15 protein-coding genes are annotated in these 12,339 nt (G+C 72.9%); 3 read left to right on the top strand and 12 right to left on the bottom strand.

Annotation, left to right across the window (positions count from 1 at the left end; translation table 11 throughout):
* Positions 1-71 precede the first annotated feature (71 nt).
* On the top strand, positions 72-1,112 hold the full coding sequence (gene mgrA / locus PV341_RS08925) for an L-glyceraldehyde 3-phosphate reductase (protein WP_500326806.1): 1,041 nt from the start codon (positions 72-74) through the stop codon (positions 1,110-1,112).
* A gap of 18 nt (positions 1,113-1,130) precedes the next feature.
* Here mgrA and PV341_RS08930 read toward each other — a convergent pair whose 3' ends face one another.
* Complete coding sequence (locus PV341_RS08930; protein ID WP_500326805.1) at positions 1,131-1,844, bottom strand: prepilin peptidase; 714 nt, start codon at positions 1,842-1,844, stop codon at positions 1,131-1,133.
* 47 nt (positions 1,845-1,891) lie between these two features.
* Between PV341_RS08930 and PV341_RS08935 the strand changes: the two genes are divergently transcribed.
* A complete protein-coding gene (locus tag PV341_RS08935) occupies positions 1,892-2,284 on the top strand; it encodes a DUF192 domain-containing protein (RefSeq protein WP_500326803.1) in 393 nt (130 codons plus the stop codon).
* 43 nt (positions 2,285-2,327) lie between these two features.
* On the opposite strand, the gene PV341_RS08940 is transcribed toward PV341_RS08935, so the two are convergent.
* Positions 2,328-2,816: a DUF3592 domain-containing protein gene (locus PV341_RS08940; RefSeq protein ID WP_500326801.1), complete on the bottom strand. Its 489-nt coding sequence runs from the start codon at positions 2,814-2,816 to the stop codon at positions 2,328-2,330.
* Positions 2,817-2,976: 160 nt separating this feature from the next.
* On the opposite strand from PV341_RS08940, the gene PV341_RS08945 reads away from it, so the two are divergent.
* Positions 2,977-3,807 (top strand): alpha/beta fold hydrolase, encoded by an 831-nt coding sequence (locus PV341_RS08945; RefSeq protein WP_500326799.1) that lies wholly within the window; start codon positions 2,977-2,979, stop codon positions 3,805-3,807.
* A 324-nt stretch (positions 3,808-4,131) separates the two neighbouring features.
* On the opposite strand, the gene PV341_RS08950 is transcribed toward PV341_RS08945, so the two are convergent.
* The 10 genes from PV341_RS08950 to cpaB all read right to left on the bottom strand — a co-directional run bounded on the left by PV341_RS08950 (position 4,132) and on the right by cpaB (position 12,277).
* Positions 4,132-4,785 (bottom strand): OmpA family protein, encoded by a 654-nt coding sequence (locus PV341_RS08950; RefSeq protein WP_500326797.1) that lies wholly within the window; start codon positions 4,783-4,785, stop codon positions 4,132-4,134.
* Between the two features lie 3 nt (positions 4,786-4,788).
* A complete protein-coding gene (locus PV341_RS08955) occupies positions 4,789-5,361 on the bottom strand; it encodes a hypothetical protein (protein ID WP_500357288.1) in 573 nt (190 codons plus the stop codon).
* A gap of 14 nt (positions 5,362-5,375) precedes the next feature.
* Positions 5,376-5,963, bottom strand: coding sequence for a pilus assembly protein TadG-related protein (locus tag PV341_RS08960; RefSeq protein ID WP_500357298.1), 588 nt, complete (start codon positions 5,961-5,963; stop codon positions 5,376-5,378).
* Entirely contained in the window at positions 5,960-6,163 is a 204-nt protein-coding gene (locus PV341_RS08965) for a hypothetical protein (protein WP_500357290.1), read from the bottom strand. Before PV341_RS08965 ends, PV341_RS08960 begins: the two co-directional genes overlap by 4 nt.
* A gap of 279 nt (positions 6,164-6,442) precedes the next feature.
* Complete coding sequence (locus PV341_RS08970) at positions 6,443-7,327, bottom strand: DUF5936 domain-containing protein (RefSeq protein WP_500326845.1); 885 nt, start codon at positions 7,325-7,327, stop codon at positions 6,443-6,445.
* A 19-nt stretch (positions 7,328-7,346) separates the two neighbouring features.
* Positions 7,347-8,285 carry a type II secretion system F family protein gene (locus PV341_RS08975; RefSeq protein WP_500357292.1) on the bottom strand — a complete coding sequence of 313 codons (939 nt, stop codon included), beginning with the start codon at positions 8,283-8,285 and terminating at the stop codon, positions 7,347-7,349.
* Positions 8,282-9,619: a TadA family conjugal transfer-associated ATPase gene (locus PV341_RS08980; protein ID WP_500326792.1), complete on the bottom strand. Its 1,338-nt coding sequence runs from the start codon at positions 9,617-9,619 to the stop codon at positions 8,282-8,284. The genes PV341_RS08975 and PV341_RS08980 overlap by 4 nt, the downstream gene beginning before the upstream one ends.
* Positions 9,616-10,005 (bottom strand): TadE/TadG family type IV pilus assembly protein, encoded by a 390-nt coding sequence (locus PV341_RS08985; RefSeq protein WP_500357294.1) that lies wholly within the window; start codon positions 10,003-10,005, stop codon positions 9,616-9,618. The genes PV341_RS08980 and PV341_RS08985 overlap by 4 nt, the downstream gene beginning before the upstream one ends.
* Positions 10,002-11,567: a CpaE/TadZ family protein gene (locus PV341_RS08990; RefSeq protein ID WP_500326790.1), complete on the bottom strand. Its 1,566-nt coding sequence runs from the start codon at positions 11,565-11,567 to the stop codon at positions 10,002-10,004. Before PV341_RS08990 ends, PV341_RS08985 begins: the two co-directional genes overlap by 4 nt.
* Positions 11,564-12,277 (bottom strand): Flp pilus assembly protein CpaB, encoded by a 714-nt coding sequence (gene cpaB / locus PV341_RS08995; protein WP_500326788.1) that lies wholly within the window; start codon positions 12,275-12,277, stop codon positions 11,564-11,566. Before cpaB ends, PV341_RS08990 begins: the two co-directional genes overlap by 4 nt.
* Positions 12,278-12,339 lie beyond the last annotated feature (62 nt).

Consider the following 12,339-nt stretch of genomic DNA (forward strand, 5'->3'; position numbering starts at 1 on the left):
TACTGCGCCTCCCCTCGGGCCGCCGAACCGGGTGCGGGGCTGTGGACCACCGTCGTGATAGGACCGCTTCTGTGGATATTCGTTCTCTCTACCGCGCCGCCGACGAGCGCTACGACGCGATGGCGTACCGCCGTACCGGCCGCAGCGGCCTCAAGCTCCCCGAGATCTCCCTCGGGCTCTGGCACAACTTCGGCGACGACCGCACGCTCGACTCGCAGCGCGCCATCCTGCGCCGCGCCTTCGACCTCGGCGTCACGCACTTCGACCTGGCCAACAACTACGGCCCGCCCTACGGCTCCGCCGAGAGCAACTTCGGGACCATCCTCGCCCAGGACTTCCGGCCCTACCGCGACGAACTGGTCATCTCGACCAAGGCGGGGTACGACATGTGGCCCGGCCCGTACGGCGAGTGGGGCAGCCGGAAGTACCTGCTCTCCTCGCTGGACCAGTCCCTGGACCGGATGGGCCTGGACTACGTCGACATCTTCTACTCGCACCGCTTCGACCCCGACACGCCGCTGGAGGAGACGATGGGCGCCCTCGCGTCCGCCGTCCGGCAGGGCAAGGCGCTCTACGTCGGCATCTCCTCCTACAGCGCGCAGCGCACCCGTGAGGCCGCCGCGCTGCTGCGCCAGATGGGCGTCCCGGCGCTGATCCACCAGCCCTCGTACTCCATGATCAACCGCTGGGTCGAGGACGACGGTCTCCTGGACGTCCTGGACGAGGAGGGCATGGGCTGCATCCCCTTCGTCCCCCTGGCCCAGGGCCTGCTGACGGACAAGTACCTCAATGGCATCCCCGAGGGTTCCCGGGCCGCCCAGGGCAAGTCCCTCGACCCCACCCTGATCACCGACGAGGTCGTACGGCGGCTGCGCGGCCTCAACGGCATCGCCGCCCGGCGCGGTCAGTCGCTGGCGCAGCTCGCGCTGAGCTGGGTGCTGCGCGACAAGCGGATCACCTCGGCGCTCATCGGGGCGTCGAGCGTCGCCCAGCTGGAGGCCAACGTCGCGGCGGTGGGTGCCGCCCCGCTGACGGCCGAGGATCTCGCCGAGATCGACGAGTTCGCCCTCGAGTCGGGCGTCAACCTCTGGTCCCGCAGCAGCGACGCGTGAGGTCGGCGGGCGCCCCGGTCAGGACGGCAGCAGCGGTCCGGCCAGGGCGCCGGCCAGGATGAACGGACCGAAGGGCAGCGGCGTACGGCGCTCGGCGCGGCGGGCCGCCAGCAGCACCAGGCCCGTGACGGCGCCCAGCGCGAAGGCCGCGAAGGTGCCGGCGGCGAGCGTCCCCCACCCGTACCAGGCGAGGACCATGCCCGCGGTCGGGGCGAGCTTGACGTCGCCGAAGCCCATGCCGTCCGGGTTGACCAGGTGCAGCACGAGGTAGAACAGCCCCAGCACGGCCGCCCCCAGCAGCGCCCGGGGCCACGAGCCCTCATGGCCCGGGAGCAGCGCGGCCGCCCCCAGCAGAGCCGCCGTCCCCGTGGCGGCGGGCAGCGTCAGCACGTCCGGGAGCCGCAGCACCGTCAGGTCGACGCGGGCCAGCAGCACTCCGAGCGGGACGAGCAGCAGCCACACCGTCAGTTCGGGGCGCGGCCCGGTGCCCGCCGCGACGGCCGCGCTGACCACGGCGGTCACCAGGGCGTAGCGCCATCCGGCGGCCGGCTTCCCGGCGTTGCGCACCGGCCCCCACCAGCCGCGCCGGCCGGCCGGGTAGGGCACGTCCGCCGGGCACCGGGCCCGCCAGGGCTGCTCGGGGGCGACGGACAGCCGGTACGCCGGACGCGGCAGGGCGAGCCCCGCGACGGTTCCCCACACGACGGCCGCGGCGATCGGATAGACATGCATCGGGCCCGACCGTACACGGGCGCACCACGCGAAGGGACGTGAGCCGCATGGGTGACCGCCGGCGCGACGGGACCGGGCTGCTGCACCTCACCGGCGGCCACGGCACGGACGGCGCGGTGACGCCGGACGGCGCGGGGATACCGCTGGAGATCGCTGCCTCCTACCGGGCCCGCACCCGGGGGCTGCTGGGCCGAACCGGGATCAGCGGGGCGCTGCTGCTCACGCCCGCCGCGAGCGTGCACACCCTGGGCATGCGCTTCGCCATCGACGTCGCCTACCTCGACCGTCGCCTGCGGGTCCTCGCCGTCCGCACCATGCCGCCCGGCCGGCTGGGCCGCCCGCGGCTGCGGGCCCGTCACGTGCTGGAGGCGGAGGCCGGCGCGATGGCGGCGTGGGGCCTGGTGCCGGGGGCGGCGGTGACGGTGGAGGCGCAGGCGTGACCCCTGCCTCGTCCCGTCCGTTGCGGGCGGCCGTGGCGGCCGTCTAGAACCCGCCGCCGCCGAAGTCCGCGGAGCCGGGGAAGCCGGGGGACTGTGCGCCGATGACGAGGAACAGGATCCCCGCGGCCAGGAAGATCCCCAGGAAGACCAGCGTCAGCGCCAGTTGGCCGTACGGCACCCGGTAGCCGGCCGGGACGACCAGCGCGTGCTCGGGTGCCTCGGGGACGTAGGCGACCGTCAGGTGGTCGCCCTCGATCGTCGTGCCCGGCGCCCCCGGGTCCTCGAAGCGCACGTCGCGCCCGTCGGCGGTCCGGAACTCGAAGACGAAGTGCTGCCGCGAGTGGGTCGGGCCCTCACCCGTCGAGCCCACGGTCGTGTAGACCCGCACACAGCGCCCCTCGGCGCGGAGCCCGCCGTGCACGGCCCGCCGTATCCACAGCACGCGACGGCCCGCGCGTACCGCGACCACCAGCGGTACGAGCGTGATCAGTACGGCCATCACGACAAAGAGCACCGGTATCGCGGCTTCCATCGACATCCCCCGTCGTCGCGCCGGGGGCGACCGCCCCCGTTGTCGTACGGAGACACCCGGCGCGCCCGGTCGGTTCCCGCCGGGGCGGGTGCCGAAGCTCACCCAACCGGGCGCAGGGAAGGGAGCGTTGGCGGTGCCGCACCGGCACTACGCTCCCGCCATGGGCCACACCGTGCTCGCCACCCCGCTGGGCGACGTCGCCCTGCACCGCCTCGGCACCCCGGCCACCGGCACCCCGCGCACGCCCGTGCTGCTGCTGCACGCCAACCCCGGCGACAGCCGGGACTACGGAGCCGTCGCGGCCGGACTCGCCGCGGAACGCGAGGTCTTCGCCCTCGACTGGCCCGGCTACGGCCGCTCCACCGCCGCCGCCCCGCACTCCGTCACCCCCGATGGACTCGCGGACGTGGCCGAGCGCGCCCTCGACGCCATCGCGCGCGGCGGCGCGCCGCGCGTCTACGTCGTCGGCAACAGCGTGGGCGGCTGGGCCGCCGTACGGCTGGCCGAGCGCCGCCCGGCGCAGGTGGCCGGGCTCGTCCTGGTCGACCCGGCCGGTTTCACCCGGCTCACCCCGGTGACCCGCTGGTTCTGCCGTGCCGTGATGGGACGTCCGTCCAGCGCCGCGCGCCTCATTGCCCCGCTGGCCCGTGCCTACCTGGGCCGGCTCCGTACGAGCAGCGCCCGCGCGACGTACGAACGCGCCCGTGGCGTCCGTGCCGACGCCGGCCGGCTCGCGGTGCACTGCGCCCTGTGGCGCGCCTTCGCCGCGCCCGGATTCGGGCTGAGCGGCGTCCTGCCGGGGGTCGTCCCGCCCGTCCTGCTGCTCTGGGGCCGCCGCGATCCGCTGCTCCCCGTGCTCACCGACGGTCGCCGGGCCCGCCGTTCGCTGCCGCCCGGCGCCACGTTCGCGACCCTGCCCACGGCGCACGAGGCGTACAACGAGCGGCCGGACCTGTTCCTGGCGTGCGTGCGGCCGTTCCTGACGGAGTGAGACGCGGGGGAAAGAAGACGGGCCGGTCCGCAGGGGGGGAGAGCGGACCGGCCCGAGGGGGGGGATTCCAAGGTACCGCGCCGGAACCGCTCTCCAGGTCCAAGGTCATGAGGGAGATGTGAAGGTTCCCTCGAAGAAGTGGCTCGATCGCCGGGCGATTAGACCGAATGGCCGCGAATGCGCCGACTCGTCCACCGACGCCACATCCGCACCGCATACGCTCCGTCACGGAAAGCACCGGACCTTTGGCCCGGAATTCAAGGGCTCTGTCGCCGCGCCTTACCCACGTGGTTGAGCCGTTCGGTTGACCGGCGGCCCCCGACGCTACGACGGACGGAACGTGATCTCCACGCGGCGGTTCTGCTTGCGGCCCGTCTCGGTGGAGTTGTCGGCGATGGGGTAGTCCTCGCTGTACCCGCGCACCTGGAACGAGTGGACGGAGTTGCCGAGCGAACCGAGCTCCTCCGCCAGGATCTTGTAGACGGCGTCGGCCCGCTTCTTGGACAGCACCTTGCCGTGCTCGTACGAGCCCAGGTTGTCCGTGAAGCCGAACACGCGGATCGGCTGTGTGACGTCCTTGGCATCGATGTCGGACGCGATGGCCTTGATCCGGGCGGTGGCCGTCGCGTTCAGCTTGGCGCTGTCCCTGCCGAACAGGACGTCCGCCTGAAGGGCGTAGGTGACCGAGGAGTTCGACTCCTCGTGCCGCTCCTCGCCGTCGTCGGCCGAGGCGTCCTCGGAGGACGACGCGTCCGACACGGAGACGATGTCCAGCACCTTGGGCGGCGCCAGCGTCGCCCCCTCGGGCAGTTGCAGGTCCGGGTCGGCCGCGTCCACCTTCGTGGGCGCGGACGGGGTGGGCTGCGCCGTCGGGTCGTCGTCCGCCCGCGCGCTCGCGGCGGTGAGCGGAGTGAGCACGAGCGCGAGGCCGAGCACGGTCGCGACACCGGGACGGGGGTGCGGACGGGGACGGGGCACGGCTCACCCCTCCGCGATCGTGATCTTGGCCGGGGGCATCGTCGGCAGCTGGAACTCCACCTCGGTGGTGCCTTCCGGCGGCGCCGGGAATTGCGCGAAGAGGGGCCGGGTCTCGCCCGGCTTGATCAGGGTGAGGCCCATCGTGCACAGGCACTTGCCCTCGGTGTCCCGGAGCACGTAGTAGCGCTTCTTGCCGACCGAGTCGACCAAGACGGCGCCGGCGATAGAAGCGCCGGATTTCTGGACGGCCATCTCCGGTCCCACCCAGGAACTGGCGTTGAAGATCGATGCCCCTCCGTTGGTGAGCGTGCCCTTGACGGTGACGAATCCGCCCGAGTCCCGAGTTGCTTCGTTCAGGGTGACCGTGATGTCTTTCTCACCCTTCATCTGCGCCAGGACTTGGGTCGGCTCGTCCGAGGGCGCGGCACTCGACTTGTCCGAACCGCCCGGCGCGCTCGTCTTCGCGGACGGCGTGGCCGCAGTTTTGTCGTCGCCGTCACCGCCGCCGCACCCTGACAGTGCCGCGGCGAGGACCACGGCGACGATTACAGCCAGGCCTTGCTTCTGGATACGCATCGGCCCCCCGTTCCTCACTCGCTGAGATGGACGGAGAAGAACTCCGCCAGGTTCAGATCGAAATCGTCGGCCGTCGGGTCCACGGGCACTTCGTCCCCATCACAGATGAACGTGATCGCGTCACCGTCCTTGTCGTCGACAGAGCACCGGCTTTCGACGACCGCCGTGGCGGTAGCGCGCGCGTGCATCGACTCGGTGCCCGGCACGACCGATTCGCCGACTGTTCCGGAAGTGTGAAGGGCGACCGTGGCACCACCCGGGCCGCCTACGCTGCACTCGTCGACGACCGCACTGTTCTGACCTGCGTAGTTCGCCGCCGCGCCGCAGGCGTTGCCGGACGTCATCCCGTTCAAAGCGAGCAGATCCCGGAGCCGGTCCAGGTCTCCCGCCTCCAAGGCATCGAGGAAGGCTTCCCGAACACTGTCCCTGACCTCCCGTGCGGCCGCGAGCGCCGAGGCGTCGGCCGCGGTCTGCGCGGTATTGCGGACGGAGGCGGCCTGCCCCACGGCGAAGTAGGCGAAGGCGAGGAAGAACAGGGCGGCGACGGCCACGATGTAGAGGCCGAGCGTCTGGCCGCCGTCGCCGTCGAACCGCCGGTTCAGCCGCCGCCGACGATGTCCGCGATCTTGTCCAGGATGCCGGTCCTTATCGCATTGCCGATGTCCGTGGTCGCCAGCACACCGATGATGACCGCGATCACCACCGCGATGCCCAGGTACTCGAACGACGTCTGCCCCGAGTCGTCGCGGACGCGCATGCGCGTGCGCAGCGCGGTCAGTCGTTTCACAACCCACCTGCTCATCTTCCGTGCCCCAAACCGTAGTCACGTGACGTGCGCCGGCCGCGCCCCTTGCGTCGGCCGGGGTCTGGCTATCGTCGCGGGCGGCTGCGGTGCCGGTGAGGTCCACGGCGCACCGCCTCCCATCGGGTCAACCCGCCGCGATCCGTGCCTGATTGCAGGTGCAAATGTGGTTGCGGCTGCAAATGTACACCGCGACCGTGGGCTCCGCACCCAATATGGCGGCTCCGGTCACTACCCACCACCCGAACCGAACATGCGTTCACAACCCTGTCACCCCCATCACCCCAGCAGGTCACCGAAGTTGATGCGCGACCCGAGGATCGTGCCCGTCATCAGCAGGATCATCGTCGCGGGGACGAGGAGCGTGGTGATCACACCCGTCGCGCGCGGCACGGTGCGGGCCGCGCGGCGGCGGGCGTTCTGGGCCTCGGTGCGCCGCATGTCCGTGGCGATCTGGAGCAGCGTGCGGGCGATGGGCGCGCCCAGTTCCTCGCCCTGCTGCAGGGCCGTGACGAACTGCCCGACCTGCTCGCTGCCGTTGCGCCTGCGCAGCTGGTCGAAGGCGTCACGGCGGCTGACGCCGACGTCCATCTGGCGCAGGGCGATCCGGATCTCGTCGCTCCAGGGGCCCTTGTAGACGGAGGCGACGCGTTCGAGGGCCTGGCGGAAGCCGAGGCCGGCGCTCACCACCACCGCGAGGACGTCGAGGAAGTCCGGGAGCGTGCGCTCGATCTCGTCGCGGCGCCTGCGGATGGCGAGCCGGATGCCGAGGTCGGTCCAGCCCAGGCCGTAGGCGACCATCAGGAGGGCGGCGAACCAGTGGCCCGCCCGCAGGAGCACCAGGGCCGCGAGGCCGCCGAGGGCGCCGTAGACGGCGCGGCGGGCGGCGTAGCGGTCGACGGTGAGGCCGTAGGGGTGGCCCGCGTGGTCGATGCGGGTGCGGATCCGGTTGACCCGGGCGGGGCCCATGAGGCGCAGCACCAGGGGCGCCCAGCGCATCCCGAGGCGGTCGACGGCGTTGCCGACCTTGGTGGTGCGGGTCCGGCCCACCTCCAGGGCCAGTTGGAGGTCGCTGGGCAGCTTGACCTCGGAACGGTAGAGGCCGATGCCGTAGCAGACGCCCACCACTCCCAGGGCGGCGACGGCGGCCAGCACGACGGTGATCACAGGTCCCCCGCCCCCCTCACACGTCGATCCGCGACATGCGGCGGATGAGCGCGAAGCCGACGACGTACAGGCCGAGCGCCACGAGCACGGCGATCCGTCCGGCCCCGGAGCCGGTCATCGCGCTCAGCGAGCCCGGCATGATCCGGTCGAGCAGCAGCAGCGAGCCGACGCCGATGACGGGAACGGCGTACGCGGTGACCGTGACCTGCGACATCTGGGTACGGATCTCGCGCCGGGTCTCCTTGCGCTCCTCCAGGGTCACCGTCAGGTTCCGCAGCGACTCCACCACCGAGCCGCCGGCCCGGGCCGACAGGACGAGCGTGGAGACCAGCACCACCAGTTCCCGGCTGGGCAGCCGCTCCTGCAGTTCGGCCATGGCGTCCTCGATGGAGTGCCCGAGCGTCATGGCGTCGGCGACCTTCCGCAGTTCCTCGCCCGCCGGGGCCTCCAGTTCCTCCGCCGCCATGCCGACGGCGGTGCGCAGGGCGAGCCCTGCCTGCGTGGCGTTGGCCAGGACGCGGGCGAGTTCGGGCAGCTGGGCGATGAAGCGCTCGGTGCGCACCCGTCGTCGCCAGCCGAGGAAGGAGCTGACCGCCCAGGCCGCCAGGAGCGCGGCGATCGGTCCGAAGAAGGGGGCCAGCACGATGTCGGCGACCAGCCAGGCGCCGCCGACGACCGCGAGGGCGGCCGCGGTGAATTGCCCGGGCGTCAGGTCGGTGCCGGTGGCGGCGAGCCGCGCGGCCAGCCGGCGGCCCCAGGCGGTGCGCCGGACCCGCAGGTCCAGCCCGGCGAAGGGCACGGCGCGCCGTTCCGCGGCCGGGACGTCGGCCAGCCGGTCCACGAGCGCGGCGCGGTCGGCGCGACCGCCGCTCCAGGCGTGCAGGCCCCAGACGCCCAGCACCAGCGCGAGGCCGCTCACGCCGAGCACCGCCAGGGCCATCGTTGGCGTGTTCACTTCGCCTCCCTGCTCGACAGCTCCAGCTCGGTCTCGCCGACCCCGAAGGCCGCCGGCACGGACTCGCCCGCCAGGTGGAAGCGTTCGGCCAGTTGACGCGGTACGGGCTGATGGTGGAACCAGCCCCGCACGATCCGGTCGGGCCCCATCGGCTCGGCGCGGAAGCGGGTCGCGCTGGTCAGCCGGAAGGTGTCGCGTCCCCGTGAGGACAGCACGGCGATCTCGGCGATCCGGCGGGTGCCGTCGACGTCGCGGCGTAGCTGGACGATGACGTCGACGGCGCTGTTGATCTGGTCGCGGAGCGCCTCGAAGGGGATCTTCACCTCCGACATCGAGGCCAGCGTCTGCAGCCTGAGCACCGCGTCCTCGGCCGAGTTGGCGTGCACCGTGGCCAGCGAACCGTCGTGGCCGGTGGACATGGCCTGCAGCATGTCGAGGGTCTCGCCGCCGCGGACCTCACCGACGATGATCCGGTCGGGGCGCATGCGCAGCGAGTTCCGCACGAGGTCGCGGATGGTGATCCGGCCCTGGCCCTCGACGTTGGGCGGCCGGCTCTCCAGGCGTACGACGTGCTCCTGCTGGAGCTGGAGTTCGGCGGCGTCCTCGACGGTGATGATCCGCTCGCCGTCCGGGATGAGCCCGGACAGCGAGTTGAGCAGGGTGGTCTTGCCCGAGCCGGTGCCGCCGCTGACGATGATGTTGAACTTGGCCCGCACGAGGGCGGAGAGCAGCATCAGCATGTGCTCGTCGAGGGTGCCGAGGCCGATCAGCTCGTGCAGGGCGTACGCGCGGGGGAAGCGGCGGATGGTGAGGACCGGGCCGGTCAGCGACAGCGGCGGGATGATGACGTTGACGCGCTCGCCGGAGGGCAGCCGGGCGTCCACCATCGGATTCGACTCGTCCACCCGGCGGTTGACGGTCGACACGATCCGCTCGATGGTCTGCAGGAGTTGCTCGGGGCTGCTGAACCGGGCGGCGACGGGCTCCACCCGGCCGGCCCGCTCGATGTAGATGCGGTCCGGGCCGTTGACCATGATCTCGGTGATGGAGGCGTCCTCCAGCAGCGGTTCGAGGATGCCCAGGCCCAGGGCCTCGTCCACGACCCGGCGGATGATGCCGGTGCGCTCCTTGGTGGAGAGCACCGGTCCCTCGCGGCTGATGATGTGGCCGAGGACGCGTTCCAGGCGCACCCGGCGCTCGGCGGCGGCGAGCGCCGACATCTCGGCGAGGTCGATCTCCTGGAGGAGCTTGGCCCGGTAGACGGCGACGAGGTGGCCCTCCTGCGTCTGCGGGGCGGTGTCCTCGTTCGCGGCGATGCGGTCGCGCAGGCTCATTCGTCGGCCCCCTCGTCGTCCTCCCTGGGCATCGTGGCGGTCCGGGTGACGGAGCCCGGGCTGAGGCCCGGGAGCACCGACGGGATCTCCACGGTCGCCGTCGCCTGCACGGAGTCCCCCGTGTCGCCGGTGGTGCTGACCTGCGTACCGTCCTGCAGCCAGGAGCTCACCGCCTCCGTGCCCGCGACGGGGCCGCTCACGGGAGGGTCGTGCAGCGCGGCCATGCGCGCGGCGGCGCGGGCGGCCGTGCCGGCCTGGGCCGCGGTGTAGGCGGCGAGGCCCAGCTGCACGCCCGCGAGGGCGATCAGCAGCAGGATCGGCAGCATCCCCAGGAACTCCAGGGAGGCGCTGCCCCGGTCGCGCTGGCGGCGGGTCCGGGCCGTCACGGCGTGCCCGCCTCTTCGTCGACGGCCGAGGCGTGGCCGTGGACGGTCAGCGGGAAGTCGATCGCGCCCGGGAAGAGGACCGGGACCCGCAGGCCCACCGTCACCCCGACCATGCCGTCGGTGTGCGTGGTGCCGAAGTCCTCGATCTGCCACGCGCCGGGCAGGTCGTCGGCCGCCGCCGCCTGGGCGTCCTTCCCCACCGCCGCCGCGCGGGCGGCCCGGTCGGCGGCGTGGCCGGCGAGGGTGAAGGTGTACCCGGTCAGCACCGCCTGCCAGACCAGGACGAGCACCAGCAGGATCAGCGGTGTCATGCCCAGCGTCTCCAGGGTGACCTGGCCCTGTTCACCGCGGCCGCGGCGGCTCCTGCGGGGCGGCACCGCGTGCCCGGGCCCGCAGACGCCGATCTCCGCCGCGAGCGTCCACACGCCCTGCTTGACGGTGGAGCGGTTGTCGAGGTCCTGGAGCCGTCCGGCGTCCACGACCGCCTGCAGTTCCCGGAAGGCGGCGGGGACCACGGCGGAGGCGATCCGGGTGCCGGTGATGCGGGCGATCAGCGAGGGCTGGATCTCGCTGCCCCGGGTGTACCGGTTGACGGTGGCGACGACGTCCTGGGGCTTGCGGATCTGCAGCCGGTCCCACATGCGCACCATGCGCTTGGCGGCGCGCACGGCGACCACGTCGGGCGTGGTCACCAGCAGGGCGGTGTCCGCGGTCTCGACGGCGACCGCGTTGGCGCCGGTCATCTGGGTGCCGCAGTCGACGACCACGACCTCGTACCGCTGCCGGAGGGCGTGCAGCACGTGCCGGGCGGCACGGTCGGTGACCTCCTCGCCGCGTTCGCCCTCGCCGGGGGCGAGCAGCAGCGCGGGCCCGGACTCGTGGACGTACATGGCGTCCTGCAGTACGCGGGTGGTCACGTCGGCGATGTCCGCGAGGTCGGCGACGGAGCGGCGGAACTGGACGTCGAGGTAGGAGGCGATGTCGCCGCCCTGGAGGTCGAGGTCGACCAGGGCGGTGGACTTGCCGGCGGCCTGCGCGGCGAGGGCGAGCTGGACGGCGACGACGGTGGTGCCGACCCCGCCCTTGGCTCCGGCCACGGCGACCAGCCTGCCCCCGGGGACGGCGGGCAGCGCGGGCTGCTGGGGGCTGAGGTGGCGCCGAACGCCGGCCGCCCAGGCGGCCGCCGCCTCGACGCGGGCGCCGAGTTCGTCGTACGACAGGGGCACCCCGGCGACACCGCGCGCGCCGGCGTCCATGGCGCCGGACAGGACGGCCGGGCTCGGGTCGGCGGTGAGCAGGATGACGCCGACCGCGGGGAAGCGCAGCGCGATCTCGCGGATGACCTCGAGCGCGGGCACCGGGGTGATGCGGTCGTGGACGACGACGACCTCGGGCAGTTCGTCGACCCCGGTCCCGGCGGCGCGGGCGAGGACGTCCAGCAGTGTGGTGGAGTCCGGCAGCGCGGGCCCGGGTTCGGCTCCGGGCAGCTGGTGGAGGACCCCGGTCAGGGCGCGGGCGGTGTCGGGGTCGGGGGTGCCCGACAGGATGCGGACGCCGGTCACGAGGCGGCTCCGTCACCGGCGAGGGTGTAGGTGCGGTCCCGTTCGGAGGGGGCGGTCGCGTCCCCCGGGGCGACGAGGGCGAGGCGTACGTGCCGGGCGAAGGACTCGGCGAAGGCGACCCGCTGGGCGTCGGCGGCGCCGAGGGCGAAGGTGATGGGGACTCCCTGGCTGCTGACCCGGCGGTTGTCGCCGCCGGTGTCGAAGGCCTTGATCTGGCCGACGTCGATGACCCGGGCGCCCGCGACGATGATCTTCGAGACCTCGGGGTCGGTGTCCCTGCGCGGGGCGAAGGTGGCGAAGATGTTGACCCTCGCCCCCGGGGTGATCTTCCCGGCGACCCCGGTCTCGGCGTCGATCATGATCGCGATCTCCATCTGCCCGGCCCGCAGCGCGGGCCGCTCGGCGACCATGTCCGTCTGCAGCAGGGAGCCCCGGTGCAGGGGGACGGCGGCTATCTTGCCGTCGAGCTGGCCGACGTCGCGGACGGCGGTGACGGGCAGCCAGCGCTCGGGCATCCGGACCTCCCGCAGTTGGGCGCGGCCGACCGCCTCGTACGCGGGCACGTCCGCGGCCAGCCGGTACGCGGTCACCTTCGGCCCGACCTGGGAGCGGGCGTCCCCGATGACGGTGACGACACCGGCGAAGGCGGCGAGCGCGCACAGCGCGGAGACCACGAGGAGGACGACGCCGCGACGCTGACGTGAGTTCATAGAGGTGGGGCCCTATCGCTCAAGTGCCGACTGCTGGTGGGGGGAGACCTGGGGGGGGGGAG

Source organism: Streptomyces sp. PA03-1a (assembly GCF_033792805.1).
Classification (GTDB): Bacteria; Actinomycetota; Actinomycetes; order Streptomycetales; family Streptomycetaceae; genus Actinacidiphila.